At 73.6% G+C, this 24,515-nt stretch carries 24 protein-coding genes; 8 read left to right on the forward strand and 16 right to left on the reverse strand.

All coding sequences use genetic code 11. The features are described 5' to 3' along the window. Positions 1–122: 122 nt before the first annotated feature. The 4 genes from fxsA to ABZ873_RS04010 all read right to left on the reverse strand — a co-directional run bounded on the left by fxsA (position 123) and on the right by ABZ873_RS04010 (position 7,215). Positions 123–317, reverse strand: a complete 195-nt coding sequence (gene fxsA / locus ABZ873_RS03995; protein WP_360864716.1) for an FxSxx-COOH cyclophane-containing RiPP peptide — start codon at positions 315–317, stop codon at positions 123–125. 105 nt (positions 318–422) lie between these two features. Then, positions 423–3,806, reverse strand: a complete 3,384-nt coding sequence (locus ABZ873_RS04000) for an SAV_2336 N-terminal domain-related protein (RefSeq protein ID WP_360864719.1) — start codon at positions 3,804–3,806, stop codon at positions 423–425. A 6-nt stretch (positions 3,807–3,812) separates the two neighbouring features. Beyond that, the gene (locus ABZ873_RS04005) at positions 3,813–4,904 is read right to left on the reverse strand and encodes a MoxR family ATPase (protein WP_360864722.1); all 1,092 of its coding nucleotides are present in this window, start codon (positions 4,902–4,904) and stop codon (positions 3,813–3,815) included. A 79-nt stretch (positions 4,905–4,983) separates the two neighbouring features. Further along, positions 4,984–7,215, reverse strand: coding sequence for a trypsin-like peptidase domain-containing protein (locus tag ABZ873_RS04010; RefSeq protein WP_360864725.1), 2,232 nt, complete (start codon positions 7,213–7,215; stop codon positions 4,984–4,986). A 132-nt stretch (positions 7,216–7,347) separates the two neighbouring features. Between ABZ873_RS04010 and ABZ873_RS04015 the strand changes: the two genes are divergently transcribed. Further along, the gene (locus ABZ873_RS04015) at positions 7,348–7,533 is read left to right on the forward strand and encodes a DUF6104 family protein (protein ID WP_010061466.1); all 186 of its coding nucleotides are present in this window, start codon (positions 7,348–7,350) and stop codon (positions 7,531–7,533) included. 68 nt (positions 7,534–7,601) lie between these two features. Here the strand turns inward: ABZ873_RS04015 and sodN are convergent, their stop codons facing one another. Next, positions 7,602–7,997 carry a superoxide dismutase, Ni gene (gene sodN / locus ABZ873_RS04020; protein WP_030036761.1) on the reverse strand — a complete coding sequence of 132 codons (396 nt, stop codon included), beginning with the start codon at positions 7,995–7,997 and terminating at the stop codon, positions 7,602–7,604. Positions 7,998–8,168: 171 nt separating this feature from the next. Here sodN and sodX point away from each other — a divergent pair, with 171 nt between their 5' ends. Next, positions 8,169–8,591 carry a nickel-type superoxide dismutase maturation protease gene (gene sodX, locus ABZ873_RS04025; RefSeq protein WP_360864729.1) on the forward strand — a complete coding sequence of 141 codons (423 nt, stop codon included), beginning with the start codon at positions 8,169–8,171 and terminating at the stop codon, positions 8,589–8,591. On the opposite strand, the gene ABZ873_RS04030 is transcribed toward sodX, so the two are convergent. Beyond that, on the reverse strand, positions 8,495–9,124 hold the full coding sequence (locus ABZ873_RS04030; RefSeq protein ID WP_360864732.1) for a CGNR zinc finger domain-containing protein: 630 nt from the start codon (positions 9,122–9,124) through the stop codon (positions 8,495–8,497). The two genes, sodX and ABZ873_RS04030, sit on opposite strands and share 97 nt — an antisense overlap. Before the next feature lie 82 nt (positions 9,125–9,206). Between ABZ873_RS04030 and ABZ873_RS04035 the strand changes: the two genes are divergently transcribed. Beyond that, positions 9,207–9,977: a class I SAM-dependent methyltransferase gene (locus tag ABZ873_RS04035; protein ID WP_360864735.1), complete on the forward strand. Its 771-nt coding sequence runs from the start codon at positions 9,207–9,209 to the stop codon at positions 9,975–9,977. 104 nt (positions 9,978–10,081) lie between these two features. Here ABZ873_RS04035 and ABZ873_RS04040 read toward each other — a convergent pair whose 3' ends face one another. From ABZ873_RS04040 to ABZ873_RS04050, 3 genes are all read right to left on the reverse strand, one after another. Next, a complete protein-coding gene (locus tag ABZ873_RS04040; protein WP_360864738.1) occupies positions 10,082–10,843 on the reverse strand; it encodes an amino acid ABC transporter ATP-binding protein in 762 nt (253 codons plus the stop codon). Next, positions 10,843–11,712: an amino acid ABC transporter permease gene (locus ABZ873_RS04045; RefSeq protein ID WP_360865035.1), complete on the reverse strand. Its 870-nt coding sequence runs from the start codon at positions 11,710–11,712 to the stop codon at positions 10,843–10,845. Before ABZ873_RS04045 ends, ABZ873_RS04040 begins: the two co-directional genes overlap by 1 nt. Positions 11,713–11,823: 111 nt before the next feature. Continuing rightward, positions 11,824–12,786 (reverse strand): ABC transporter substrate-binding protein, encoded by a 963-nt coding sequence (locus ABZ873_RS04050; RefSeq protein WP_360864741.1) that lies wholly within the window; start codon positions 12,784–12,786, stop codon positions 11,824–11,826. Positions 12,787–13,312: 526 nt separating this feature from the next. On the opposite strand from ABZ873_RS04050, the gene ABZ873_RS04055 reads away from it, so the two are divergent. From ABZ873_RS04055 to ABZ873_RS04070, 4 genes are all read left to right on the forward strand, one after another. Beyond that, entirely contained in the window at positions 13,313–14,515 is a 1,203-nt protein-coding gene (locus tag ABZ873_RS04055; RefSeq protein ID WP_360864744.1) for an NADP-dependent malic enzyme, read from the forward strand. Positions 14,516–14,639: 124 nt separating this feature from the next. Continuing rightward, positions 14,640–15,602, forward strand: a complete 963-nt coding sequence (locus ABZ873_RS04060; RefSeq protein WP_360864753.1) for a zinc-binding dehydrogenase — start codon at positions 14,640–14,642, stop codon at positions 15,600–15,602. 64 nt (positions 15,603–15,666) lie between these two features. Further along, a complete protein-coding gene (locus ABZ873_RS04065) occupies positions 15,667–15,876 on the forward strand; it encodes a helix-turn-helix domain-containing protein (protein ID WP_360864755.1) in 210 nt (69 codons plus the stop codon). Further along, positions 15,876–16,385 (forward strand): Clp protease N-terminal domain-containing protein, encoded by a 510-nt coding sequence (locus ABZ873_RS04070; RefSeq protein WP_360864758.1) that lies wholly within the window; start codon positions 15,876–15,878, stop codon positions 16,383–16,385. Before ABZ873_RS04065 ends, ABZ873_RS04070 begins: the two co-directional genes overlap by 1 nt. 207 nt (positions 16,386–16,592) lie before the next feature. Here the strand turns inward: ABZ873_RS04070 and ABZ873_RS04075 are convergent, their stop codons facing one another. The 3 genes from ABZ873_RS04075 to ABZ873_RS04085 all read right to left on the reverse strand — a co-directional run bounded on the left by ABZ873_RS04075 (position 16,593) and on the right by ABZ873_RS04085 (position 19,607). Continuing rightward, positions 16,593–17,498: a helix-turn-helix transcriptional regulator gene (locus ABZ873_RS04075; RefSeq protein WP_360864762.1), complete on the reverse strand. Its 906-nt coding sequence runs from the start codon at positions 17,496–17,498 to the stop codon at positions 16,593–16,595. A gap of 1 nt (position 17,499) precedes the next feature. Continuing rightward, positions 17,500–18,474, reverse strand: coding sequence for a DUF4097 family beta strand repeat-containing protein (locus tag ABZ873_RS04080; RefSeq protein WP_360864765.1), 975 nt, complete (start codon positions 18,472–18,474; stop codon positions 17,500–17,502). A 200-nt stretch (positions 18,475–18,674) separates the two neighbouring features. After that, positions 18,675–19,607 (reverse strand): LysR family transcriptional regulator, encoded by a 933-nt coding sequence (locus ABZ873_RS04085; protein WP_360864768.1) that lies wholly within the window; start codon positions 19,605–19,607, stop codon positions 18,675–18,677. A gap of 213 nt (positions 19,608–19,820) precedes the next feature. Here ABZ873_RS04085 and snpA point away from each other — a divergent pair, with 213 nt between their 5' ends. Beyond that, on the forward strand, positions 19,821–20,474 hold the full coding sequence (gene snpA / locus ABZ873_RS04090) for a snapalysin (protein ID WP_360864771.1): 654 nt from the start codon (positions 19,821–19,823) through the stop codon (positions 20,472–20,474). A gap of 57 nt (positions 20,475–20,531) precedes the next feature. Here snpA and ABZ873_RS04095 read toward each other — a convergent pair whose 3' ends face one another. The 4 genes from ABZ873_RS04095 to ABZ873_RS04110 form a co-directional block, all read right to left on the reverse strand. Next, positions 20,532–21,116 carry a dihydrofolate reductase family protein gene (locus ABZ873_RS04095; RefSeq protein ID WP_360864774.1) on the reverse strand — a complete coding sequence of 195 codons (585 nt, stop codon included), beginning with the start codon at positions 21,114–21,116 and terminating at the stop codon, positions 20,532–20,534. Between the two features lie 69 nt (positions 21,117–21,185). Then, positions 21,186–21,785: a GNAT family N-acetyltransferase gene (locus ABZ873_RS04100; RefSeq protein ID WP_360865038.1), complete on the reverse strand. Its 600-nt coding sequence runs from the start codon at positions 21,783–21,785 to the stop codon at positions 21,186–21,188. A 139-nt stretch (positions 21,786–21,924) separates the two neighbouring features. Further along, complete coding sequence (locus tag ABZ873_RS04105; protein ID WP_360865041.1) at positions 21,925–22,983, reverse strand: family 2 encapsulin nanocompartment cargo protein polyprenyl transferase; 1,059 nt, start codon at positions 22,981–22,983, stop codon at positions 21,925–21,927. Then, entirely contained in the window at positions 22,974–24,380 is a 1,407-nt protein-coding gene (locus ABZ873_RS04110; RefSeq protein ID WP_360864776.1) for a family 2B encapsulin nanocompartment shell protein, read from the reverse strand. Before ABZ873_RS04110 ends, ABZ873_RS04105 begins: the two co-directional genes overlap by 10 nt. Between the last annotated feature and the right edge of the window lie 135 nt (positions 24,381–24,515).

Raw genomic sequence — 24,515 nt, forward strand, 5'->3', positions numbered from 1 at the left:
GTGTCGCCGGGGCGACCCGGTGGACGAAGCATCCCTGCCCCCGGCTCCGGGGCCGCTAACGGCGGAAAGTGGTCAACCGGGACAGCCGGGTTCGGCCGGGCCGGGGGCCGAGGGGGAAGCGGTCAGGTGGTGCTGGAGTCGAAGGCGTTCAGGATTTCCGCCGGGTGGGTCACCCGTTCCACCAGGCCCTCGATCACCTCGGCCAGGACGGGATGGTCGATCCCGCGCAGGGCGGCCAGGTCCAGGCCGGAGAGGTCGGGGAGCTGTCCGGAGCAGGCCGGGGCGGCCGCCTCCACGTCCTGACGTTTGGTCACCATGTGCCGCCGCTCCCCCAGTCGCGTCGCATTCCGGACGGTCCACTGCCCACCCCTCCGCTTCCCTCCGCCCGGTCCGGGGAAACGGCCGGTCCGCGGAAACGGCCCTCACCGCCCCGTCTCCAGGGCCCGTACCCGTGCGCGCAGCGCCTCCGATCGGCCGTCCGGGTCCGTACCGATGCGTTTCCACAGCTGGAGCGCCGACCGGTACTCCTCCAGGGCGGCGCGCGGCCGTGCCAGCCGTTCCAGGACCGCCCCGCGCGCCTCCTGCACGCGGGCCGCCAGCCGCAGCGCGGTGTCCTCCCGGCCGGGGACCCCGTCGTGCTCGTCGCGGCCCTCGTGGTCGTCGCGGCCCTCCCGGTCGGCCTCCAGGGCGGCCCGCCAGGCCAGCCGGTAGGACTCGGCGGCCCGGTCCAGGCGGTCCGCGGCCCGCGTGTGCCCGTGGATCTCCTGCTGGACCTCCGCGTGGTCGCGCCAGGCGCGGGCCCGCTCCAGCGGGCTCCGGCTGTGCCGGACGGCCAGTTCCAGGAGGTGTTCGGCCTCCCGGAGGTCCACCGCGTCACCCTCGTACGCGTACCGCAGGCGCAGCCCGGCCGCCAGCCGTACGAGGCGGTGCGCGGACCCGGGGTCGGACTGCGGGACCGCCGCCCGGCTCTCGCGCAGGATCCGCACGGCCGCCCCGGTGAACCGCCGCCCGCCCGCGCCGCGCGCCCGCTCCAGCAGTACGTCGCCCCACTCGGGCAGCAGCTCCGCGAAGGCGTCCCCGTCGCGCGGCAGCAGCCGGCGCGCCCGCCCGTACGCCTCGGCGGCGTCCTCCAGCGCGGCCGGATCGGCGTCGCGGGCCCACCGCGCGCGGTGGGTGCGGCCCAGGCAGAGCAGGGCCGCCACGCGCAGCTCCGGGTCGCCGCCGGTCTCCGCGAGGGAGGCGTCGAGGTGCCGGGCGGCCTCCTCCAGCCGCCCGGGCAGGTGCCGCAGGGCGTCGGCGAGCTCCATCCGGACCCGGGCGGCGACGGCCGCACCCCCGCCGGCCACACCCCCGCCGGCGACACCCCCGCCGGCCGAGCCCCGGCCGGCCCCGCCGAGCACCCGGGCCGAAGCCCCGGCCCCCGCACCCGCCCTCGGCACCGCCACCGCCAGCACCGCCGCCAGCCGCCCCGCCGCCTGCTCCGCCAGCGCGGCCCGCTCCCCCGGCTCCGGCGTGCGGGGCAGCAGGGCCAGCAGGACGCGCCCCAGCGCCAGCTCCACCTCCGGATGCGCCGGGGGATCCCCCTCCGCCCCCGCCAGCGGTTCCAGCGCCGCGCGGGCCTCCCGCAGCGCCCCCGGGTCCTCGCGCAGGGCGGCCAGCCGGATCAGGGTCTCGGCCCGCCGCACCGCGCAGTCCCGCAGCAGCTCCGGCACGGCCCCGGCCGCCGCGCCCGCCGCCGCGAACTCCCGCCCGGCGGCGGCCAGCAGCTCCGGATCCGGCCCCGAGGCCAGCGCCCGCTCGTACAGCACCCGGCCGCGCACGGCCGTCGCCGGGGCGGTGCGCAGCCCGGACACCGCCCGCTCCGCCTCCGCGAGCAGTTCCGGTTCCCGCCGGGCCGTCCACAGCCGCAGCAGGGCCCCCGCCAGCTCCGTCTCGGCCTCCTCCGGCGGATCGCCCGGCTCCGCCGGGGCGGTGACGGCCCGCCGCAGTACGGCCACGGCCTCGTGCAGGGCGCGGGCCCCCGCGTCGCCGTCCGCGTCGGCGTCGGCGAGCCGGTCGCGGGCCGCGCGCACCGCCCCGGCGCGGGCGAGGGCGGGGGGCGTGGCGGCCACCCGGGGTGCGGGGGCCTCGTGGGGCATCCCGGGCAGGTAGCGCCGTACGACGGTGGCCGAAACCTGTGCGAAGGCCCGCGGGAGCCGCCCCTCGGGTGTCCGGTCCGCGTCGTCCCCGGGCCCGGTGGCCGGTTCCCGCGCCGCGGGCCTCCCGGTCAGCTGGGCGACGGCGAGCGCGGGGAAGTTCCGTACGCCCGCCCCGAAATGGGCCCGTACGTACTCCGAGCAGTGCTTGAGCACCAGCGCGGCCTCGTCCCGCCCCAGCGGCCCCAGCAGCACCTCCCGCACCCCGGGCACGAACTCGTACCAGTGCCCCGGCCCCTCCGCGCAGCGCCGCAGCAGCCCGCTGAGCAGCACCTCCGCCAGGTCCGAGGGCTCCGAGTCGGGCAGCATCGTGCGCTGCACCAGCCGCATCACGGGCAGCGTCAGCGGCGCCGCCGACAGGTACACGGCGAGCTGTACGGCACGGGGCGCGGCCGAGGACCGGAAGCGCGCCACCAGCTCCCGCGGCGGCCGCACGGCGCGCGGCGGCGGCAGCGGCGCGGCCGGGTGGTCGGGCCGTACGCGCCCCACCTCGGCCGGGACCGGCCCGGTGCCCAGCCCGGCGACGAGCCGGGCCCAGGTGCCGAGGGCGGTCGGGCTGGGCGGCAGCACGGGCACGGCCAGTCCCCCGGCGGCCCGGCCGGGCGGCGGGGGCCGGTCGGGCCGGAAGCGCAGCCGCTGCCCGCCGCCGTCGGGCCGGGCCAGGGTGCCGCGTTCGGTGGGCAGCCAGCTGCGGCTCCACAGCCGCTGCGGGAGCGGCTGGACCACCATGCACGGGGTGCACTCGGCCCAGCGGTGCAGCAGCCGCTGGGCGGTGCCCTCGCGCCACAGCGGTCCGGCGCAGTCGGAGACGACCATGGTCAGGGCCCGGCCGGTGGGGTCGCGCAGCTGGTCCCCGGAGCGCATCCCGGCGGCGGGCAGCGGCCCGCGCCCGAGGGCGGCGGTGCCGTCGGCGCGGCGGTGCAGATAGTGCACCTGGACATCACGGAAGGCGCCCAACCGCTCGCACACGGACCGCAGTTCCTCGAACATGTCCTGCCAGACGGCCATGGAGGGCGAGGCGTCCATCACCAGCCGTACGGTCGCCTCGCGCCGGCTGTCCGGCCGGAGCACCGGGACCACCAGGCCGAGGGCGCGGGCGCTGGCCTCGGCGGTGGCGGCCTCGTCGATCACCAGCCGTACGGGCGGGGCCGGCGGGCGGTGCCGCTGGAGGGCGCGCAGGGCCCGCTGGATGTCGAGGATGCGGGGCAGCGCGGCCGCGCCGGGCACCCGTACGGGCACTCCGTACTCCTCCGGCACCAGCGGCGGGGCGTCCTCGACGGGGCCGTCGGGGTGGTGTTCCCCGGGCGCGTAGAGCCGTACGGGATCCTCCTCCTGCGCCTCCCCCCGTACAGGCTCCACGGGATCCGCCGCGGGCTCCCCGGCCTCCTCCCCGGGGGCGGGCTCCGGGCCGGACGGCGCGGGCGTGCCGCCCGGGCGGCGGATGTGGCCGGCGAGCCAGAGGGCGTCGGCCAGCTCCTCGGCGGAGGGGTCGAGCCCGGCACCGCGCAGCAGCACGGCGAGATCACGCACGCCGACGGCGGGCGGCGGCGTGGCGGGACCGGCGGGCGGCTCGGCGGGACCGGGGGGCGGCGGCGTGGCGGGATCGGGCACGGCCGGTCACCTCGGACGGTCGAGGCGCTGGATGAGCAGGTCCGCCAGGTCCTCCCGGTTCGGCGGCGAGGCGTGGTGCGTGAGGTACACGGCGTTGAGCAGCTGGTCGGCGGCGAGCAGCTCGGACTGGGAGCGGCTCAGGAACTCCCGGATCAGGTCGGCGCCGAGCCGGGCCGCCTCCTCGCCGAGATGGGCGCGGACCATGGTGGCGAGGCGTTTCTCGCCGGGCTGGCCCAGCCGCAGCTGGATGCAGCGGCGCAGCAGGGCGGCGGGGAAGTCCCGCTCGCCGTTACTGGTCAGGACGATGAAGGGGAAGGCGCGGCAGCGGATCCGGCCGCCGCGGACGGTCACCTTGGTGCCGTCGTCGGTGAGCACCTGCACCTCGGGCTCGGTGTCGGCGACGCGCTCCAGCTCGGGGAGGGTGAACTCCCCCTCCTCCAGGACGTTCAGCAGGTCGTTGGGGAGGTCGATGTCGCTCTTGTCGAGCTCGTCGACGAGGAGGACGCGCGGGCGGGCGGCGGGCAGCAGGGCGGTGCCGAGCGGGCCGAGCCGGATGTACTTCCCGATGCCGGGCATCCCGCCGGGGCCTCCGGCCGGCCCTCCTTCGGGCCCTCCTCCGGGCCCTCCTCCGGACCCTCCGCCGGGCCCTTCCGCGGGCCGTCCGCCCGCCGCTCCCCCGGCTGCGAGCTGTACGTCCTGGAGCCGCGCCAGGGCGTCGTAGCGGTACAGCCCGTCCTGGAGCACGGTCCGCGAGACCACCGGCCAGCGCAGCACCCGGCCGAGCTTGAGCTCGTGGGCCACGGAGTGCGCGAGGGTGGACTTGCCCGTGCCCGGGAAGCCGGTGACGAGCAGCGGCCGGCGCAGGTACAGCGCGGCGTTGACGGCCTCCAGCTCCTCCGGCTCCGGCCGGTGCACGGCGGCGGCCTGCCGGTGCGCGCCGAGCCGCCGGGCCACATTGCCCTCGGCGGCGGCGCCGGCCCCGCCGGGCGCGGTCACGGGCCCGCCGTCGAAGTCCCGCCAGGGCGGGGGGTCGGGCAGGCCGTCGATGCCGTCGTGGGGTTCTCCGGCCCCGCGGTAGATCAGCCATTCGTCGTTCATGGTGCGTGCTCCCTCCCTCGCGTCCGCCGGCCCGGCCGGCCGGCGTCCCCCGGATCGCGCCTCACCGCCCGTCAGTGGTTCACAGGTCCCCGTGCAGCGGTTCGACATCCGGCAGCGGGCGTGCCGGGTCCTCCCACACCAGGCCGGTCCCGGCGGCCCAGTAGGCGTCCGGGTCCGCCCCGTACGCCCGGCCGCGCAGGGTCTGGAAGCGCACCGGCAGCACCTCCGCCCGCCCCGCGTCGGCCAGTTCCTCGCGCAGCCCGCGGTGGAAGGGCGCGCAGGAGCCCCCGGGTTCGGGGGGCCTGCGGGTCACCGCCACCCCGTAGCCGGCGTCCCGTACGGCGTGCAGGGCGCCCAGCGTCGGCTCCTGGTCGGCCGCCCGGCAGTGCACCGGCACGGTGTTGTCCGGCAGGGCGGAGAGCCATTCGGCGGCGGGGGCCCGCGGGCGGCCCCGTACGCAGTCGGCCCGTTCCTCCTGCAGCGGGCCCGCCTGCACCCGGGCCCACCGGGCGGCCGCGGCGGTGGCCTCGCGGTCGGCGGGGTGACCGGGCGGGGCACCGGGGTACGGGCCAGGGGCACCGGGGTACGGGCCCGGGACGCCGGGGTACGGCCCCACGGCGGCGGCATACGGGCCCACCGCGCCCGGGTGCGCGGCGGGATGCGCCGCGGCGGGATGCCCTCCGGCGCCCCCGGGATGGCGCAGCACCACCGGCCGCTGCACCCCCAGCGGTACGCCCCCGGTGACCACCCACTCGTCCACCGCGAGCCCGAACAGCTCGGGGGCGACGGCCACTTCGAGCAGGGCCGCCGCCTCATGGCTGTCGCAGCGCCGGAACGCCTCGGCGAGCGGGACCCGCAGCTGCTCGGGCAGGCCCGCCACCGTGGCCCGTACGCCCGAGTCCACCGGGGTCACCCGGCCGGGATGGGCCGGGCCGGCCAGCACCGAGACCCGCCAGTCGTACAGGCTCTCCCAGCCGTGCGCCCACACCTCCAGCAGCACCGAGGCCCCGGGCGGCAGCCCGCCGGCCCGCCGGGCGGCGCCGCGCATCGCCCGCCCGGCCGAGGCCCGGCGGCGCCGCTCCCGCTCCGCGAGGCCGCGCTCGTGCCGCTCGCCGAGCTCCCGCCGCAGCGGGCGCCACAGCCGCTCGGCGGTGGCCCGTACCCAGTCCCACAGCTCCTCGTCGGCGCCCGGGGTGGCGGGCTCGCGGTAGTCGGCCACGCTCACGTCGGTGGCGTAGCGCAGCATGGCCGCGGCCTCGCCGGTGCCGGCGGGCGGGTCGTACAGCAGGCCGAGGCCGTCGCGCCAGCTCAGCGGGGCCGGGGGCTGCGGGTCCGGCTCCTCCCCGCGGGCGGCCTCGACGAGGGCCCGTACGACCTCGGAGGAGCCGGGCGGGGGCAGTTCGGCGAGCAGCCCGCACAGGGTGGTGCGCTCGCCGGGGGTGAGCCGGCCGCGGCCGCCGTAGGGGTCGCGCTCCTCGGGCGGGAGCTCGCCGTGCACGTCGGTCCAGGTGCGGCGGTTGTCGAGGTCGCTGAGGTGCTGGTCGTAGTGGTGCAGGTCGTGGGCCTGCATGACCCGCCGGTAGAGGCCGATCTGGCCGCGGGCGGGCGTCGGCAGGGTGCGCAGCTGCACGACGGAGACGGCGAGTCCGCCGCCGCCGGTGTGCCGGCGGGCCTTGACCACGCCGACGACCTCGCCGCGCGCGAGGTCCACGACGGGTCCGCCGGACATCCCGGGGTCGATCTCGTCGTCGTCGGCGAGCCGGATGGCGGCGCCGTGGCCTGCGGTGCCGCGCAGCCGGGTGGTGCGGCCGGTGATCTCGGGGGCGCCGAGGTCCTCGGTGCAGCCGAAGTAGGCCACCTCGTCGAACCGCGGCCGGGACCGGTCGGTGAGCCAGACGCAGGCGTGCGAGACGGGGGCGAGCACGCGCACGAGGGCGAGGTCGGGTAAGTCCCACAGGGCCCGCGGCCCGGGCCGCCGCTCCTCCAGCCGCTCGGGCAGTACGCATTCCACGCGCCCGGTGACGGTCCCGGTGACGGCTCCGTGGCCGCCGGGTCTGCCGGAGTGGAAGGTGATGCCGACCTCGCGGCCCGCCAGACGCACCGCGGCACCCCCTTCGCCGACCACGTGCGCGCACGTCAGGACCCAGCCGGGGGCGATGAAAAAACCGCTCCCCCAGGTGGGACCGGTCCGAAGGCTGCCGGAGGTGTCATACCCGCGCGGCGGGGCGTGGACGCGTACCGTCGCGGCCTGGACGAGGGGTTCGAGGAGCTCGAAGGCGCGCGCCGTCCCGGTCGTGCGCCCGTCGGTCATCCACGCCCCCGCCCGCTCGTGAGACGTCCAGGCTAGCGCCGCCGGTACCGCACGCGGGAGGTCGCGAAAGAGCCGCGGACTATCCTGGCGGGAAACATTCCCCGCACATCCCTTCACGGCACGGAGCCCGACTTGTACTTCACCGATCGCGGCATCGAGGAGCTGGAGAAGCGGCGCGGCGAGGAGGAGGTCACCTTCGAGTGGCTCGCCGAACAGCTGCGCACCTTCGTCGACCTGAACCCGGACTTCGAGGTCCCGGTGGAACGCCTGGCCACCTGGCTGGCCCGCCTGGACGACGAGGACGACGAGGACGAATAACCCGCCGCACACACCGGAGGGGCCCGCCCGGAACTCCGGACGGGCCCCTCCGCATGGAAGGCGAAGGCTCAGGCGGCCTTGGTCTCCCAGAAGATGCGGTCGATCTCCGCGATGAGGTCCAGGGCCTTCTGGCCCGTCGCCGGGTCGTTCGACGCCTTGGCGGCCGAGAGGGCCTTCAGGGTGTCGTTCACCAGGGTGTGCAGCTGCGGGTACTTCTCGAAGTGCGGCGGCTTGAAGTAGTCGCTCCACAGCACCGAGACGTGGTGCTTGGCGAGCTCGGCGCGCTGCTCCTTGATGGTGATGGCGCGGGCGCGGAAGTCGGCGTCGTCGTTGGCCTGGTACTTCTCCTGCACGGCCTTCACGGACTCGGCCTCGATGCGGGCCTGGGCAGGGTCGTACACGCCGCACGGCAGGTCGCAGTGGGCCGAGACCTTCGCCTTGGGGGCAAAGAGACGGGAAAGCATGGGGTTGTCCTCCTCGTGATCGTCTTCTCAAGAGGGGAGATTACTCGCTGGAGGACCGGTTTTCTCGGCCGCCCCCATGGGCTTGGGACAAAAGTCCGAGGTCTCGGCCGGACCGGTGAGCGAACCTACGGGGCCGTGCGGCAGCATGCGGGGGTGACGAGGAGGACACGCATGGTGGACGGCGGGCACCCGGGCGGGCGCTTCGGGGTCGTGGAGGTGACGGGCCCCTCCATGGTGCCCACGCTGCTGGACGGGGACCTTCTGGTGGTCCGGTACGGGGGAGCCGTCCGGCCCGGTGGCGTGGTGGTGCTGCGCCATCCCCTCCAGCAGGACCTGCTCGTGGTCAAGCGCGCGGTGGAGCGGCGGCCCGGCGGCCGCTGGTGGGTGCTGGGCGACAACCCGTACAACGCGACCGGCGACAGCACCGACTACGGGCCGGTGCCCGCCGAGCTGGTGCTGGCGACGGCCGTGCTGCGCCTGCGGCCGCGCGAGGCGGATCAGCGCTCGCTGAAGGCCCGGCTGTCCTGGGCGGTGTCGGCGCTGCGGGTGCTGCGCGCGGACTCCTCGGCCTCCAGCCGCTTGCGGGCCCGGTAGGCGGCGACGTTCGCCCGGGTGGCGCAGCGGTCGGAGCAGTAGCGGCGGGAGCGGTTGGTGGAGGTGTCGAGGTAGGCGTTGCGGCAGGGCGCGGCCTGGCACAGGCCCAGCCGGTCGGGGCCGTGCTCGGTGAGGGCGAAGGCCAGGCCCATGGCCGCCATGGCGGCGTAGCCCGCGGAGGCGTTCGAAGGGTGCTCGGCGAGGTGGATGTGCCAGTCGGGGCCGCCGTCGTCCTTGAGGAGCTCGTGGCCGGAGACCTGGGGGCTGACGGGGAACTCCAGGAGGAGGGAGTTCAGCAGGTCGACGGCGAGGACGTGGTCGCCGCCGTCGGCGGCCTCGAAGACGGCGCGCAGGCGGCCGCGGACGTTGCGGAAGCGGGTGACGTCGCCGTCGGTGACGCGGCGGGCCATCTGCTGGCTGGCGCCGAACAGGGCGCGCACGGCGTCCACCGAGGTGAGCGTGTCCTTGCTGCGGGCCGGCTCCTCGGTGTTGACCAGGCGCACGGCGAAGTCCGAGTAATGGGCCAGTTCCACTTGTAGTCCTTACGGCTGCGGATTAATGTCTCGGGTAAGAGCTGAGACGTCTTCGAGGGTATTACGCATGGAGGGGTTCGGGATGACGGATACGACCGCGGCGACCGGCACGACCGACTGGCAAGCCTGGCAGGACAGCTGGGACCGTCAGCAGGAGTGGTACATGCCCGACCGCGAGGAACGCTTCCGGGTGATGCTGGACATGGTCGAGGCACTGGTGGGACCCACTCCCCGGGTACTGGACCTCGCGTGCGGTACGGGAAGTATCACGGACCGCGTGCTCAAGCGGTTCCCGGACGCCACGAGTACGGGCGTCGATCTCGATCCCGCGCTGCTCGCCATCGCCGCCGGGACCTTCGCCGGTGACGAGCGCGTCACCCTCGTCACCGCCGACCTCAAGGACCCCGCCTGGTACGCCGCCCTCCCCCACGAGTCCTACGACGCCGTGCTGACCGCCACCGCCCTGCACTGGCTGCCGAGCGCCGGCCTGGAGGTCCTGTACGGGCAGCTCGCCCCGCTGGTGGCGCCGGGCGGGGTCTTCATGAACGCCGACCACATGCCCGATCCGCAGACCCCCCGCATCAACGCCGCCGAGCGCGCCCACCGGCACGCCGGCATGGACCGGGCCAAGGCCGCCGGGGCGCTGGACTGGCGCGAGTGGTGGGAGCTGGCCGCCGCCGACCCGGTGCTGGCCGGGCCCACCGCGCGCCGCTTCGAGATCTACGGGGAGCACGCGGACGGCGACACCCCCTCCGCGGCGTGGCACGCCGCCACCCTGCGCGCCGCCGGCTTCGCGGAGGCCCGTACGGTCTGGCGCTCGCCCTCCGACGGCCTGGTGCTGGCCGTCAAGTAGGCCCCCGGCCCGCGCCCCCGGGCCGCGGGCCGGACACCCGGTGGCGCACGAACGCCCGAGGGGCGGTACGGGGGTCCCGTACCGCCCCTCGGGGCTGCGACCGACTACAGCACCTTCGACAGGAACGCCTTCGTCCGGTCGTGCTGGGGGTTGCCCAGCACCTCGCGCGGGTGACCCGACTCGACGACCACGCCGCCGTCCATGAAGACGAGGTTGTCGCCGACCTCGCGGGCGAAGCCCATCTCGTGCGTGACCACGATCATGGTCATGCCCGATTCGGCGAGGTCCCGCATGACGTCGAGGACGTCACCGACCAGCTCGGGGTCCAGGGCCGAGGTGGGCTCGTCGAAGAGCATCAGCTTCGGCTCCATGGCGAGCGCGCGGGCGATCGCCACGCGCTGCTGCTGGCCGCCGGAGAGCTGGCTCGGGTAGTTCCCGCCCTTCTCCCCGAGGCCCACGCGGTCCAGCAGGCGGATGGCGCGCTCGCGGGCCACCGCCTTGGACTCGCGCTTGACCATGACCGGCGCTTCCATGACGTTCTCGATGGCCGTCATGTGCGGGAAGAGGTTGAAGCGCTGGAAGACCATGCCGATGTCCCGGCGCTGGGCCGCGACCTCGCTGTCCTTCAGCTCGTAGAGCTTGTCGCCCTTCTGGCGGTAGCCGACGAGGTCCCCGTCGACGTAGAGCCGTCCGGCGTTGATCTGCTCCAGGTGGTTGATGCACCGCAGGAACGTCGACTTGCCGGAGCCGGACGGGCCGACCAGGCAGAAGACCTCACGCGGGGCGACCTCCAGGTCGATGCCCTTGAGGATGTGCGCGGCACCGTAGGACTTGTGGACGCCCTCGGCCTTCACCATGGCAGTCATCAGGCCACCGCCTTGCGGTTCGAGAAGATGGACAGTTTCGCCTTGACCTTCTGCAACGGCGTGGGCGGCAGGGTGCGGAGCGCGCCACGGGCGTAGCGGCGCTCCAGGTAGTACTGGCCCACGCTGAACACGCTGGTCAGCGCGAGGTACCAGATGGAGGCGACGAAGAACATCTCCATGACCGCGAAGGAGGTGGAGGCGATGTCCTGCGCCGCGCGCAGCAGGTCGAAGTACTGCACCGCGACGACGAGCGACGACGTCTTGAGCATGTTGATGAACTCGTTGCCCGTCGGCGGCACGATCACGCGCATGGCCTGGGGCAGCACGACGCGGCGCATGGTCTGCGTCCGGGTCATGCCGAGCGCGTGGGACGCCTCGGACTGGCCCTCGTCGACCGACTGGATGCCGGCGCGGACGATCTCCGCCATGTACGCGCCCTCGTTGAGGCCGAGGCCCAGCAGGGCGGCCAGGAACGGCGTCATGACCTGGGTCATCTCGTCCTTGTAGAACCCGAGGTTCAGGATCGGGAAGATCAGGGCGAGGTTGAACCAGATGAGGAGCTGCACGTACACCGGGGTGCCGCGGAAGAGCCAGATGTAGAACCAGGCGATGGTGCTGGTGACCGGGTTCTTCGAGAGGCGCATCACGGCGAAGAGGACACCGAGTACGAGACCCAGCGCCATCGCGGTGACGCTGATCCAGATGGTGTTCAGGACACCGCGCAGGATCGACGGGTCGAACAGCTTCTCCGGCACGGTCGCCCAGCGCACGTTGCCCTGCGAGAAGGCGATGGCGAGGGCCACGACCAGGCCGATGACGACCACGGCACTGATCCAGCGGCCGTAGTGGCGGACCGGGATGGCGCGGATCGCCTCGGGGGGGACGGACCCGGCCGGCGGGGTGTCCGCCGGGCCCGGGACCTTGTCGAGCTTGTCAGTCACAGTGACTGCCCTTCAGTGTGCTGCGGTGGTACGCGGAGATCAGGAACCGGCGTTGATCTTGGCCTCGGTCACGGCGCCGGAGCCGGCGTTCCACTTGTCCAGGGCGGCCTTGTAGGTGCCGTCCTTGATGATCGCGTCCAGGGCTTCCTTGAGCGCGTCGCGCAGCTCGGTGTTCTTCTTGTCCACCGCGATGCCGAAGAGGCCGGCGTCGGTCGGGTTAGCGATGGCCTCGAAGTCGTTGCCGCCGCCGGCGGTCTGCGCGATGTACGCGGCGACCGGGGAGTCGTTCAGGTCGGCGGCGGCGCCACCGGCCTTCACGCGGGTCTGGGCCTCGGCGTCGGTCGGGAAGGACTCGACCTTGAGCTCACCCTTGCCGTCCGTCTTGCACTTCTCGGCCTGGGTCTTCGCGGACTCCTCGTACGTGGTGCCGCGCTGGACGGCGACCGTCTTGCCGCACAGGTCGTCGAGGGTCTTGATGCCCTGCGGGTTGCCCTTCTTGACCAGGATGCCGGTCGAGGCGGAGAAGTAGTCGACGAAGTCGACGCCCGCGCCGGTCTTGGCGCCCTTGTCGTCCAGGCCCTCCTGGCGGGCCTTGGTGTCGGTCAGGGAGGACATGACCAGGTCGCTGCGGCCGGTCTGCATGCTGCCGATCAGCGTGTCGAAGGTGCCGGACTCGAACTTGAACGAGACACCGAGCTGCTTGCCCAGGGCCGCCGCCACGTCGGGGTCGACGCCGACGATCTTGCCGCCCTCGGTGAACTCCATCGGCGCGTAGGTCGCGTCGGTGCCGACCTTGATCACACCGGCGTCCTGGATCTTCTTCGGGAGCTTGGAGAAGAGCGGCGCGCTGCTGTTGTTCGCCGCACCCGAGGGGGTGGAGGTCGCCTTGTCGGTCTGGTCGCCACAACCGGTGAGGATCAGGGCGCCGGCGACCGCGATCGCGCCGACCGCGGCGATCCGGGACCGGGCGGCGGTCGTACGACGGGTGGTGCTTGCGGTCATGGCTTCGTTCCTCCGACAGGGGTGGAAAAGCATCGAAAAACGGTCGGACACGCACCATCGAGTGTCGCGACCTTGTGTGATTACGGCATCTTGCCATTCGGACTGAGACATTCAGGCTGCCCGTCAGGTCAAAATCGCATAACGGGCGACCGGGGTAGGCCAACAGGACTGCGGGCAAGGGGCTTCGGGGCCGCAGATACTGCCGTGACCAGGGCTTTTGAGCGCAGTTTCTGCGGCGCGTCTCGCCCATCGGACGGCAAGGTTTGGACTTTTCGCCAAAAGGCGGGCAAGTGACCTACGGTTGAGCCGGAATCGACTCGTCTGAGCGAGTGTTCTTCGGGTAGAACAGATCCTTACACCCCTCATCCGGGGCTCAGGGCGCGCGTGCGGCGCGCCCGCGCGTACGAACCTCCCCTTCGCGGAGACGGGCCAACCGTTGACGCGGAGTACGGACGCGGTGCCCGCCCACCCCTTAACCAGGAGTGGCCACCCTCAATGAACATAAGGAATTAAGGGGTCACACGAAGTGGCAGCGGAGATCGTCAACCCTCGCAGCGACAGTGCGACGGACAACAACCCCGACGCGGTGTTCGCGCTGCACCGGGGCGGCAAGATGGCCATCCAGGCCACCGTCCCGGTCAACGACAAGGACGACCTGTCCCTGGCGTACACCCCCGGCGTGGCGAAGGTGTGCACCGCCATCGCCGAGCAGCCGGAGCTGGTCAACGAATACACCTGGAAGTCGAACGTGGTCGCCGTCGTCACCGACGGTACGGCCGTGCTCGGCCTCGGTGACATCGGCCCGGAAGCCTCCCTCCCCGTGATGGAGGGCAAGGCCATCCTCTTCAAGCAGTTCGGTGGTGTGGACGCGGTCCCGATCGCGCTCGCCACCAAGGACACGGACGAGATCGTCGAGACGGTCATCCGTCTGGCGCCGTCCTTCGGCGGGGTCAACCTGGAGGACATCTCCGCGCCCCGCTGCTTCGAGATCGAGCGCCGCCTCCAGGAGGCGCTGGACATCCCGATCTTCCACGACGACCAGCACGGCACGGCCATCGTGACGCTGGCCGCCCTGCGCAACGCCGCCAAGCTCACCGGGCGCACCCTCGGCGACCTGCGCGCCGTGATCTCGGGCTCGGGCGCGGCGGGCATCGCCATCGCCAAGATCCTGGTGGACGCGGGCATCGGCGACGTCTGCGTCACCGACCGCAAGGGCGTCGTGTCCGCGGACCGCTCCGACCTGACGGACGTCAAGGCGGAGATCGCGGGCCTGACCAACAGGACCGGCCTGACCGGCTCGCTGGAGCAGGCGCTCGCCGGCGCGGACGTCTTCATCGGCGTCTCCGGCGGCACGGTCGCGGAGGAGGCGGTGGCGACGATGGCGAAGGACGCCTTCGTCTTCGCCATGGCCAACCCGAACCCGGAGGTCCACCCGGACGTCGCGCACAAGTACGCGGCGGTCGTGGCCACCGGCCGTTCGGACTTCCCGAACCAGATCAACAACGTCCTGGCCTTCCCCGGCATCTTCGCGGGCGCCCTCAAGGTGCGCGCGAGCAGGATCACCGAGGGCATGAAGATCGCCGCCGCGGACGCCATCGCCGGTGTCGTCGGTGACGAGATCTCCGCCGACTACGTGATCCCCTCGCCGTTCGACGCGCGCGTCGCGGAGGCCGTGGCCTCGGCCGTGGCCGCCGCCGCCAAGGCCGACGGCGTGGCCCGCCTGGTCTGAGGCAGCACGTGGGGAGGCCCGGCCGGATCGACTCCGGCCGGGCCTCTTCGCGTACGGGGCCGGGCGGGGGGTGTGACGGGAACGGGGGTGGCTGCGGAGGCTACCGGGCGGTAGCGTCGCGGCCATGTTCGCTGCCTACGCCGCCCGAATCGACCGTGACCAGCCGCTGAACGGCCTTGAACTGGGCGACCGCCCGGCTCCGGAGGCCCGGCCCGGCTGGGTGACCGTGAACGTCAGGGCCGCCTCCCTCAACCACCACGACCTGTGGTCGCTGCGCGGAGTCGGCATCGGGGAGGAACGCCTCCCCATGATCCTCGGCTGCGACGCAGCCGGGACCGACCAGGACGGCAACGAGGTCGTCCTGCACTCCGTCATCGGCCAGAGCGGCCACGGCGTCGGCCCGGACGAGCCCCGCTCGATCCTGACCGAGCGCTACCAGGGGACTTTCGCCGAGCAGGTCACCGTGCCCGCCTGGAACGTGCTGCGCAAGCCCGCCGAGCTCTCCTTCGAGGAGGCCGCCTGCCTGCCCACCGCCTGGCTGACCGCCTACCGGATGCTGTTCACCAACGCCGGGGTCCGCCCCGGGGACTCCGTCCTGGTGCAGGGCGCGGGCGGCGGGGTCGCCACCGCCGCGATCGCCCTCGGCAAGGCGGCGGGCCTGCGGGTCTACGCCACCAGCCGGGACGCGGCCAAGCGGGAGCGGGCCGTGGAGCTGGGCGCGGTGGAGGCGTACGAGCCGGGGGCGCGGCTGCCGCAGCGGGTGGACGCGGTGATCGAGACGGTGGGCGCGGCCACCTGGTCCCACTCGGTGAAGTCCCTGCGCCCCGGCGGCACGCTGGTGATCTCCGGCGCCACGAGCGGAGACCGGCCGGCGCACGCCGAGCTGACCCGCATCTTCTTCCTGGAGCTCAAGGTGGTCGGCTCGACCATGGGCTCGAAGGAGGAGCTGGAGGACCTCCTCGCCTTCTGCGCCACGACGGGCCTGCGACCGGTCATCGACGAGGTCCTGCCGCTGGACCGGGCCCGCGAGGGCTTCGAGAAGCTGGCGTCGGGCGACCTCTTCGGCAAGATCGTCCTCAAGCCCTGAGCCCCGGCGGGCGCTCCTGTCAATGTGGGTTGACGTCACCTCCCCGTCAACCTACATTGACACCATGACGGAAGCGACCGATCTCGCCGAACGGGCCGGTGACCGCGACCCGCGCGTGGGCCTGCGTGCCGTGGCGGCACTCCGCCGGCTGCTGGAGCAGCTGGAGTCCGTACAGGTACGCAGCGCCCGCGCGCAGGGGTGGTCCTGGCAGGAGATCGCGGCCGAGCTGGGCGTCAGCCGGCAGGCCGTGCACAAGAAGTACGGGAGGCTGTGATGTTCGAACGTTTCACCCGCGATGCCCGTTCGACCGTGACGGGTGCCGTGGCCGAGGCCCGGCGGGCGGGCGCGGCCCGGGTCACCGAGGAGCACCTGCTCCTCTCGCTGCTGGCCCTGGGAGCCCTGGACCCGCTCGGCGTCGACGCCCCGGCGGTGACCGCCGACCTGGCGGCCGCACGCCGCCGCGGCGGCATCTCCCGCGCGGACGAGAAGGCCCTGGCGGAACTCGGCATCGACCTCGCCGAGATCATCACCCGCGTGGAACGGACCCACGGCGAGGGCGCCCTGGCCACTCCGGCACTCCGCCGCACGGGACGGGTCCGCCTCACGGAGGACGCGAAGAAGACCCTGCAGCAGTCCCTCCGCATCGCCCTGGGCCGCAAGGACCGCCACATCGCCCCCCTCCACCTCCTCCTGGCCCTCCTCTCCCACCCCGGCCCGATCTCCGAAATCCTGACGGACCACGGCATCACGTACACCACAGCAGAATCCACCCTGGCGGCCTAGCCAACGCGTAAGGCGCGGCAACCAAACCCAGCCCCGCCGGCGCTTGAGGCGCAGCAACGGCGCCGCAGCCGAACGACGGCCGGGGGCCAAATCCAGCCCCGCCGGCGTTTGAGGCGCGGGGCCCGGGGCGGAGCCCCAATCCCAGCCCCGCCGGCGCTTGAGGCGCGGGGTGCGGGGCGGAGCCCCGGAGGCGGCGGCGCGGACGGGCTACGGCGTCGGCCCCAGCGTCCCCCGCAGCCGCGCGGCGGCAGCCGCAAGATGGTGACGGGCCTCGGCCAGCCGATCCGCGGTCACCCCATGGTCCCGCGCAGCATCCCGCACCTCGTCCCGGAACCGGTCCAGCAACCGGTCAAGATCCCGCGCCGCATCCCCACTGGGCACCAGATCCGCAGCCCACTCCGCAGCCCACTCCGAGGCGGGAGCCTCAGCATCCCCCCGAGCCGCGCTCCCAGCGGCAGCACCCCCGCCACCCCCCAACCACGCCCCCGCCAAACTCCCCAGCACGCCCCCCGACCGCGCAAACTGCTCCTGCAACTGCCCAGCGATCCGCTGGACCTCCTCCCGCGCCCGCTCCTGCGCCTCTTTCGCCTGGCGCCGCGCCGCCTGCGCCTCCTCCCGCGCCCGCCGGCTCTCGTCCTTCGCGCGCCGCGCCTGCTCCTTCCACTCCTGCCGGGCCTTCCGCAGCTCCTCCTTGGCCACCTGCCAGGACTCGTCGTCGACCCGGGTCGCCGACGCGCTCGCCGCCTCCCGCATCTCCCGCCGCAGATCACCGGCCGCGCCCCGCACATCGCTGCGGATCTCGGCCGCCAGCTCGCTCACCGAGTCGCGGATCTCCAGTTCCAGATCCGCCAGCTCACCCCCGCGGTCGGCCAGTTCGGCGCGGCCCGCCTCCGTGATCGAGTACACCTTCCGCCCGCCCTCGGTGGCGTGCGTGACCAGCCCCTCGGCCTCCAGCTTGGCCAGGCGCGGGTACACCGTGCCCGCGGAGGGCGCGTAGAGGCCCTGGAAGCGTTCCTCCAGCAGGCGGATCACCTCGTACCCGTGGCGCGGCGCCTCGTCCAGCAGCTTGAGGAGGTACAGGCGGAGGCGGCCGTGGGCGAAGACGGGCGGCATGTCAGAGCACCTTCTTGTCGAGCGTGGGCGCGAACGGCGCCTCGGCGGGGGCGGCGGTACCGGGCTCGCTGTCGGCCGGCGGCCGGCGCAGCAGCGCGATGCCCCCGGAGACGGTGGTCGCCCGCAGGGTGCCGGCGCCCGAACCGAGCGTGCCGGTGATCCGCTTGGCGCCCAGCTGGCCGGAGACGCGCAGGTCCTCGAAGGCGTTGGAGACGCCCCCGGTGGCGGTGTTGGCCTCGACGCGCGCGTCGGCGGGGTGCGGGAGGCGGATGGCGACCTGCCCGGAGACGGAGGTCAGCGTGATGTCCACGGGGTGCTCGGCGGCCGGCCCCGGGTCCAGGTCGATGAGCATGTCCCCGCTGACCGAGTCGGCCCGCAGGCTCACCCCGGCCCCGTCGACCACGGTCAGCCCGCCGGAGACCGAGTGGAAGGAGAGGTCCCCGGTGACGGACTGGGCCTCGACCCCGCCGGAGACGGTGTGCGCCTTGACCCGGCCGGAGAGCCCGATCAGCGTGGTGTCGCCGGAGACTCCGTTGACGTCGGTGGAGGTGTGGATGCCGGAGACGAAGGCGGTGGCGTCGACCACGGTGACGTGCACGCGCGTGGCGGCCGGCACGGTGAGGGTGACGGCGGCGCGGCGCTCCCACGCCTTGCGGCCGGATCCGGTCCACGCCTTCCAGGGCTTGGTCTCGACCCACTGCTTGAAGCCGTGGGAGCCGTTCCACGGCAGGTCCTCGTAGGAGACGGTGAGGGTTCCGCCGTCCTGCACCGCATACAGCGGCTGGCCCTCCACCTCGGTGACCTCCAGCCGGGCGGGGCCCTCCTCGGCGGCGACGACGTTGACCGTGCCGCTGACGAGGCGGACGCGGAGCTCGGTCACGGGCTCCGGGAGGTCGAGCTTGCGCGGTCCGTCGAAATGCCAGGTGGACGGCTCCGGCCGCGGTGACTCCGACGACTGGGACGGCTGCTCTGTCATGGGGCTGATCCTCCTCGTGCGTTCACGGACCGGGCTCGACGACGCACGCAACATATCGCGTCTTCTGAACAACACGATATATCGCGGTCAGGTGAAGTCAAGAGCGATCGCGATACAGGGCGGGATCCGGCCCGGCAGAAGGGCAGGGCGAAGCCGCGGACCGGGACCGTACGAGGCCCCGGCCCGCGGTACGTCAGCGGCTACGCCGCCAGCAGCGGGCTCGCGTGGTGGTGCAGCCAGGCCCGGTACGGGGGCGTCCCCAGGGCGGCTTCGCGATAGGCCGCGCGCAGGTCCTCGTACACCTCGGCGTGCTCGCCCGGCCGGGTCGCGAGCAGCAGGCGGACGGCCAGCGGGTCCCCGCACAGGGGCCGGATGGCCATGTCCTCGCGCGGCCCGGAGGTGGGCTGGCAGGGGGCGACGGCCTCGCCGGAGATGATCAGCGAGGTGGCGGTGTGGTAATCGGCGTGCAGGACCGGCGGATCGAGCCCGGCGCCGGCGAAGACCCGGCGCAGGCCGTCGTACTCCCCGTCCACCGAGGGATCCACCATCCAGCGGTCCTCGGCCAGGTCCCGTAAGGAGACCACCGGCTGCAGGGCGGCCGGATGGTCGCGGGACATGGACACGAACTGCGGTTCGCGCTCCATCAGTACGCGCACCTGCAAGCCCTCCGGCAGCCGCAGCGGGCTGCCCTCCACCTCGTGGACGAAGGCCACGTCGAGCTGCCCGGCGGCCACCATCCGCAGCAGCGCGTTGGCCGAGACGTCCACCACGAGGGAGGTCTCGGTCTCGGGCAGCCTCCGGTGCAGGCGGCGCAGCCACCCGGGGAGGGCCCGGCTGGCGGTGGAGCCGATCCGCAGCCGCGGCCCGCGGGCCTGCGCGCGGGCCTCGGCGACGAGGGCCGCCATGTCCGCGAGCAGCGGGCGGGCCCGGCCGAGGACGGCCCGGCCGAAAGGTGTGGGGCGACATCCGGTCCGTTCGCGGAGGAACAGCTCGCCGTCCAGGGCCCGTTCGATACGTTGCAGCTGCGTGGTCAGCGAGGGCTGGCTCACGCCGAGGTGCCGGGCCGCCTTGTGCAGGCTCCCGGCGTCGGCGATGGCGCACAGTGCGCGCAGGTGCCTGACCTCCAGCTCCATCCCCTGAGGGTAGGCCGGTCACGGTGGACCGCACCAGCCACTGATAGCCCCCCGAATCCCGCCATTCTCACCCTAGTTGGGCTGTCGAAATCTTCCCGATAGGGCTGAGCTATCGGCTGGTGACATCATCCGCCGGGCACTTCCGCTCCCGCAGACTCCGGTACCGAACCACCCACCCCCCACCGCACCGGAAACGAGTAGGAGCTCCCCCACATGCGCCACTCCCGTAACGCCATGCTGGCCACCGCCGTCGGCATCGGCCTCGCCGCCACCCTGGGCGCCGTCCCCACCGCCACCGCCGCTCCCGCCCCCGCCGGGAACGCCGTGAGCTACGCCGCGTACGAGCGCTCCCCGGAGAACGCCGCCGCCAACCAGGCGTTCTTCGAGGCCGTCCAGCGCGCGGTCGCCGAGCAGCGCGCCGCGAACCCGGGCGCCCTGGCCGTGACGGTCACGTACAACACCCGCAGCGCGCCGAGCTTCCGTACCCAGATAGCCAGCTCCACCCGCATCTGGAACAGCTCGGTCAGCAACGTGAAGCTCCAGGAGGTGTCCTCCGGCGGGAACTTCTCCTACCGCGAGGGCAACGACTCGCGCGGCTCGTACGCGAGCACGGACGGCCACGGCCGCGGCTACATCTTCCTGGACTACCGCCAGAACCAGCAGTACAACTCCACCCGGGTGACCGCGCACGAGACGGGTCACGTGCTGGGCCTGCCGGACCACTACTCGGGCCCGTGCAGCGAGCTGATGTCGGGCGGCGGGCCGGGCACCTCGTGCACCAACGCCAACCCGAACTCCGCCGAGCGGTCGCGCGTCAACCAGCTCTGGGCCAACGGCTTCGCCTCCGGCCTGGGCACGAAGGGCTAGTCAGCGCCCCTGTCACCGGCCCACCGTCACGGTGGGCCGGTTTCGCGCGTCCGGGGGTCAGCGCCGGCGGGCGTAGGCAGTGACGGTCTGGCCGCCGCCGAAGGTCTTCGACCAGGTGAGCTCCAGGGGGCGCGCCCCGAAGCCGGCCCGGGACATGGGCATTCCGGTGCCGAGGAAGACCGGGTAGGTCTTGACGACGAACTCGTCGATCTCGTCGATCAGCTGCGCGGCGAGGTCGGCGCCGCCGCAGAGCCAGATGCCGAGGCCGTCGCGGGCCTTGAGCTCGCGGACGGCGGCCACGATGTCCCCGTGGAGCAGGCGCACCTCCGGGTCGGGGGCGGCGGTGAGGCCGCGGGAGACGACGTACTGCTCGGGCAGGTGGCCGTAGGGGCTGGTCATCCCGACCGCGAGGCCCGGCTCGTAGGTGCGGCGGCCCATGATCACCGCGTCGAAGTGCCGGGGCGGGGCGCCGGCGATGCCGAGGTGTTCGCGGCCCAGGGCGGAGACGGTCTCCGGGTACTCGCTCGCGAGGTAGCCGGTGAACTCGGGGTCCAGATGGGCGTAGAAGCAATCGCCGTTGCCGTCCGGGGCGCCGATGAAGCCGTCGACGGAGGTGGCGATGAAGTAGGTGAGCTTGCGCAAGCGAGTCTCTTTCGTCAGGGAGCGGCCCCGCATCGGAGCACGTCGATGAAAGTACTTCACCTGTAGTGGTTACGCAAGGCCCCGCGGCTTGCGCCACATCGGCCACATCAGCGGCCCGTCCGGCAGCCGCACCGCCTCGCCCGTGAACTCCCAGCCCAGCCGTTCGTACAGCCCCTTGCTGCGCTCGCTGCTCGCCTCCAGGTACGCCGGCACGCCCTCGCGGTCGCAGCGCTCCAGCACCGGCCGGATCAGCTCGGTGCCCAGCCCCTCGCCCTGCCGGCCCGGGGCCACCGCGATCATCAGCAGGTACTCGTGCTCCTCCGCCGTCGGGTGCACCGCCCCCGTCAGCCGGCCCACCAGCTCGCACCGCTCGTTGTCCGGATCGGCCACGGCCCGCATCCGCGCCGGGATCTCGTCCTCGCCCTCCGGCTCCCCGGCGGGGATCCGCAGCCACAGCGCCGCCGCCGAGCCGTCCGCCGCGTAGTCGATCCGGCCCTCGGCGAGCGCCACGTCCACGAACACGCCGAGGAACCGGCCGTGTACGGCGGCCCGGTGACCGGGGTCGGGGAAGACCCAGCTGCTCACCGGGTCGGTACGGAACGCCTCGTCGAGCAGCGCGGCCACCGCGTCCCGGTCCGAAGCGTCCGCCTGACGTATCTCCAGCACCACTGGTCTCACCCTTCGCTCACGCGTCAACAACCGTCAGCGATCCTAGAGTTGGCTCCCGGATGCGGTAAGGCCCGTTCCGGCACCGTGCGGTGCCGGAACGGGCCTCCCCCCGTACGCCGGGACGCTCAGCCGGTGGCGCTCACCTCGTCCGGCGCGTCACGAACTCCGCCAGTGCCAGCAGTCCCCCGGCCGCCGCCAGGTCCGGCACGGCCCGGGAGAGCTGCTGCACCGCCCGGCCCATCCGGTCCGCGGCGTGGGCCTGCGCCCAGTCCCGCCCGCCGGCCCGGTCCACCGCGTCGGCCGCCCGGCGTACGTCGTCCCCGGTCATGGGCCCGGCGTACAGATCGGCCAGTTCCCGCCCGGCCGCGGTGCCCGAGGTGAGGGCGGCCACGACCGGGAGGGACTTCTTGCGGGCGATCAGGTCGGCCCCGGCGGCCTTGCCGGTGTGCCCCGGGTCCCCCCAGATGCCGATCAGGTCGTCGATCAGCTGGAAGGCCAGCCCGGCCTCGCGGCCGAAGGCGTCCATGGCGTCGACCTCGTCCGGCCCGGCCCCCGCGTAGAGGGCGCCGAGCGCGCACGCGCAGCCGAGCAGCGCCCCCGTCTTGGCCGTGGCCATCGCCAGGCACTCGTCGAGGGAGACGTCCGGGCGCCGTTCGAAGGCGCAGTCGGCCTGCTGTCCGGCGCACAGCTCGATGATGCAGGCCGCGAGCCGGGAGGAGGCCGCCGCCGAGGCCGGATGCGGGTCGTCCGCGAGCAGCCGGAGCGCGAGCATCATCATGGCGTCGCCCGTGATGATCGCGTCCGGGGTCCCGAAGACGGTCCACGCGGTGGGCCGCCCGCGCCGCCGGACGTCCTTGTCGACCACGTCGTCGTGCAGCAGCGTGAAGTTGTGCGCGAGCTCCACGGCCGCCGCCGGCCGCACCGCGTCCCCGGCCGGCTCCGGGCCCGGCCCCCGCAGGGCCTGGGCGGCGGCCAGTACCAGCGCCGGGCGGATGGCCTTGCCGGCGCCGCCGGCGGCCGGGGTGCCGTCCTGCTCCACCCAGCCGAAGTGGTACATCGCCACGCGCCGCATCGCACCGGGCAGGCTCTCCACCGTGCGGCGCAGTTCGGGGTCGACCGCTTCTCTCGTCCGTTCCAGCAGGGCCGCGGCCTCCTGGCCCTCGCCGGTCGCGATGGTGTTCACGTCGCTCAGCGCCAGCGGCCGATCTCGACGTTCTCCAGCACCCCGAGCGCGTCCGGGACCAGCACCGCCGCGGAGAAGTACGCGGTGACCAGGTAGGAGATGATCGCCTGCTCGCTGATCCCCATGAAGCGGACGGACAGGCTCGGCTCGATCTCGTCCGGGATCCCCGGCTGGTGCAGGCCGATCACGCCCTGCTCGTCCTCGCCGGTGCGCATGCAGAGGATGGACGTCGTACGGGCGTCACTGATCGGGATCTTGCTGCTCGGGAAGATCGGCACCCCGCGCCAGGAGGGCACGCGGGTGCCTTCGATGTCGATGGTCTCGGGGTAGATGCCGCGCTTGTTGCACTCGCGGCCGAAGGCGGCGATGGCCTGGGGGTGCGCGAGGAAGAGCTTGGAGCCGCGCCGCATGCTGAGCAGCTGGTCCATGTCGTCGGGGGTGGGCGCGCCCTCGTGGGGCTGGATGCGCTGGTCGTAGTCGGCGTTGTGGAGCAGGCCGAAGTCGCGGTTGTTGAGCATCTCGTGCTCCTGGCGCTCGCGCAGCGCCTCCACCGTCAGCCGCAGCTGCTGCTCGGTCTGGTTCATCGGGTGGTTGTAGAGGTCCGCGACGCGGGTGTGCACCCGCAGCACGGTCTGCGCGATGGAGAGCTCGTACTCGCGCGGGCGGGCCTCGTAGTCCACGAAGGTGCCGGGGAGCAGGGCCTCGCCGCGGTGGCCGGCGGAGAGCTCGATCTCGGCCTCGCCGTGGGCGTTGGTGCGCCGGGCGGGGGCCGAGCGGAGGCGGTCGACGTGCGCGCGCAGCGAGGCCACGCGGTCCGCGAGCAGCTGGAAGTCCTGGCGGGAGAGGGCGAGCACGGTGCCGGGGGTGGCGGCCCGGGCGGTGTACTCCCAGATCGATTCCTCGTCGACGAGGGAGTCCTCGCCGAAGTAGGCGCCGTCGGCCACGGTCCGCAGGACGGCGTCCTCGCCGTAGGGGCCCGGCCCGATCTGCTCGATGCGGCCGTGGGCGAGGAGGAAGACCTGGTCGGAGGGGCTGCCGAAGGAGGTGAGCTCCTGTCCGGGCTCGAAGTCGATCTGGCGGCAGCGCTGGGCGAGCTCGCCCAGGACGTCGAGGTCGTCGTAGTCGCGCAGCAGCGGGAGCTCGCCGAGCTCGGCGGGGATCACCTGCACCTGGGACCCGGTCTGCACGAACTCGACGAGGCCGTTGCCGACCGAGTGGCTCAGCCGGCGGTTGACGCGGTAGGCGCCGCCCTGCACGGACACCCACGGCAGCATCTTCAGCAGCCACCGGGAGGTGATCTCCTGCATCTGCGGCGCGGACTTGGTCGTGGTTGCCAAGTTCCGCGCGGCCGCTGTTCCCAGACTGCGCTGCGGTGTCTGGACCTCGGACTCGGAACCTGCCTGGACCGACATGTCTTTCCCCTCACTCCATGGATCTGCGGCAGGCAGCCTTGCAGCACGCAACGTGGTGGGACCATTACACAAAAGGGTGGGACTACTCCGTCCGGGTGCGGGGCACCCTCTCGGACCGCACTGCGCCGCGACGGC

The sequence above is a fragment of the Streptomyces sp. NPDC047014 genome, from assembly GCF_040644195.1.
Classification (GTDB): domain Bacteria; phylum Actinomycetota; class Actinomycetes; order Streptomycetales; family Streptomycetaceae; genus Streptomyces.

Excerpts from the sequence above, each read along its gene's own strand:
- fxsA (WP_360864716.1), bottom strand. The coding sequence starts at position 317 with ATGGTGACCAAACGTCAGGACGTGGAGGCGGCCGCCCCGGCCTGCTCC.
- ABZ873_RS04005 (WP_360864722.1), bottom strand. The coding sequence starts at position 4,904 with ATGAACGACGAATGGCTGATCTACCGCGGGGCCGGAGAACCCCACGAC.
- ABZ873_RS04010 (WP_360864725.1), bottom strand. The coding sequence starts at position 7,215 with ATGACCGACGGGCGCACGACCGGGACGGCGCGCGCCTTCGAGCTCCTC.
- sodN (WP_030036761.1), bottom strand. The coding sequence starts at position 7,997 with ATGCTTTCCCGTCTCTTTGCCCCCAAGGCGAAGGTCTCGGCCCACTGC.
- sodX (WP_360864729.1), top strand. The coding sequence starts at position 8,169 with ATGGTGGACGGCGGGCACCCGGGCGGGCGCTTCGGGGTCGTGGAGGTG.
- ABZ873_RS04035 (WP_360864735.1), top strand. The coding sequence starts at position 9,207 with ATGACGGATACGACCGCGGCGACCGGCACGACCGACTGGCAAGCCTGG.
- ABZ873_RS04040 (WP_360864738.1), bottom strand. The coding sequence starts at position 10,843 with ATGACTGCCATGGTGAAGGCCGAGGGCGTCCACAAGTCCTACGGTGCC.
- ABZ873_RS04050 (WP_360864741.1), bottom strand. The coding sequence starts at position 12,786 with ATGACCGCAAGCACCACCCGTCGTACGACCGCCGCCCGGTCCCGGATC.
- ABZ873_RS04060 (WP_360864753.1), top strand. The coding sequence starts at position 14,640 with ATGTTCGCTGCCTACGCCGCCCGAATCGACCGTGACCAGCCGCTGAAC.
- ABZ873_RS04065 (WP_360864755.1), top strand. The coding sequence starts at position 15,667 with ATGACGGAAGCGACCGATCTCGCCGAACGGGCCGGTGACCGCGACCCG.
- ABZ873_RS04070 (WP_360864758.1), top strand. The coding sequence starts at position 15,876 with ATGTTCGAACGTTTCACCCGCGATGCCCGTTCGACCGTGACGGGTGCC.
- ABZ873_RS04075 (WP_360864762.1), bottom strand. The coding sequence starts at position 17,498 with ATGCCGCCCGTCTTCGCCCACGGCCGCCTCCGCCTGTACCTCCTCAAG.
- ABZ873_RS04080 (WP_360864765.1), bottom strand. The coding sequence starts at position 18,474 with ATGACAGAGCAGCCGTCCCAGTCGTCGGAGTCACCGCGGCCGGAGCCG.
- ABZ873_RS04085 (WP_360864768.1), bottom strand. The coding sequence starts at position 19,607 with ATGGAGCTGGAGGTCAGGCACCTGCGCGCACTGTGCGCCATCGCCGAC.
- snpA (WP_360864771.1), top strand. The coding sequence starts at position 19,821 with ATGCGCCACTCCCGTAACGCCATGCTGGCCACCGCCGTCGGCATCGGC.
- ABZ873_RS04110 (WP_360864776.1), bottom strand. The coding sequence starts at position 24,380 with ATGTCGGTCCAGGCAGGTTCCGAGTCCGAGGTCCAGACACCGCAGCGC.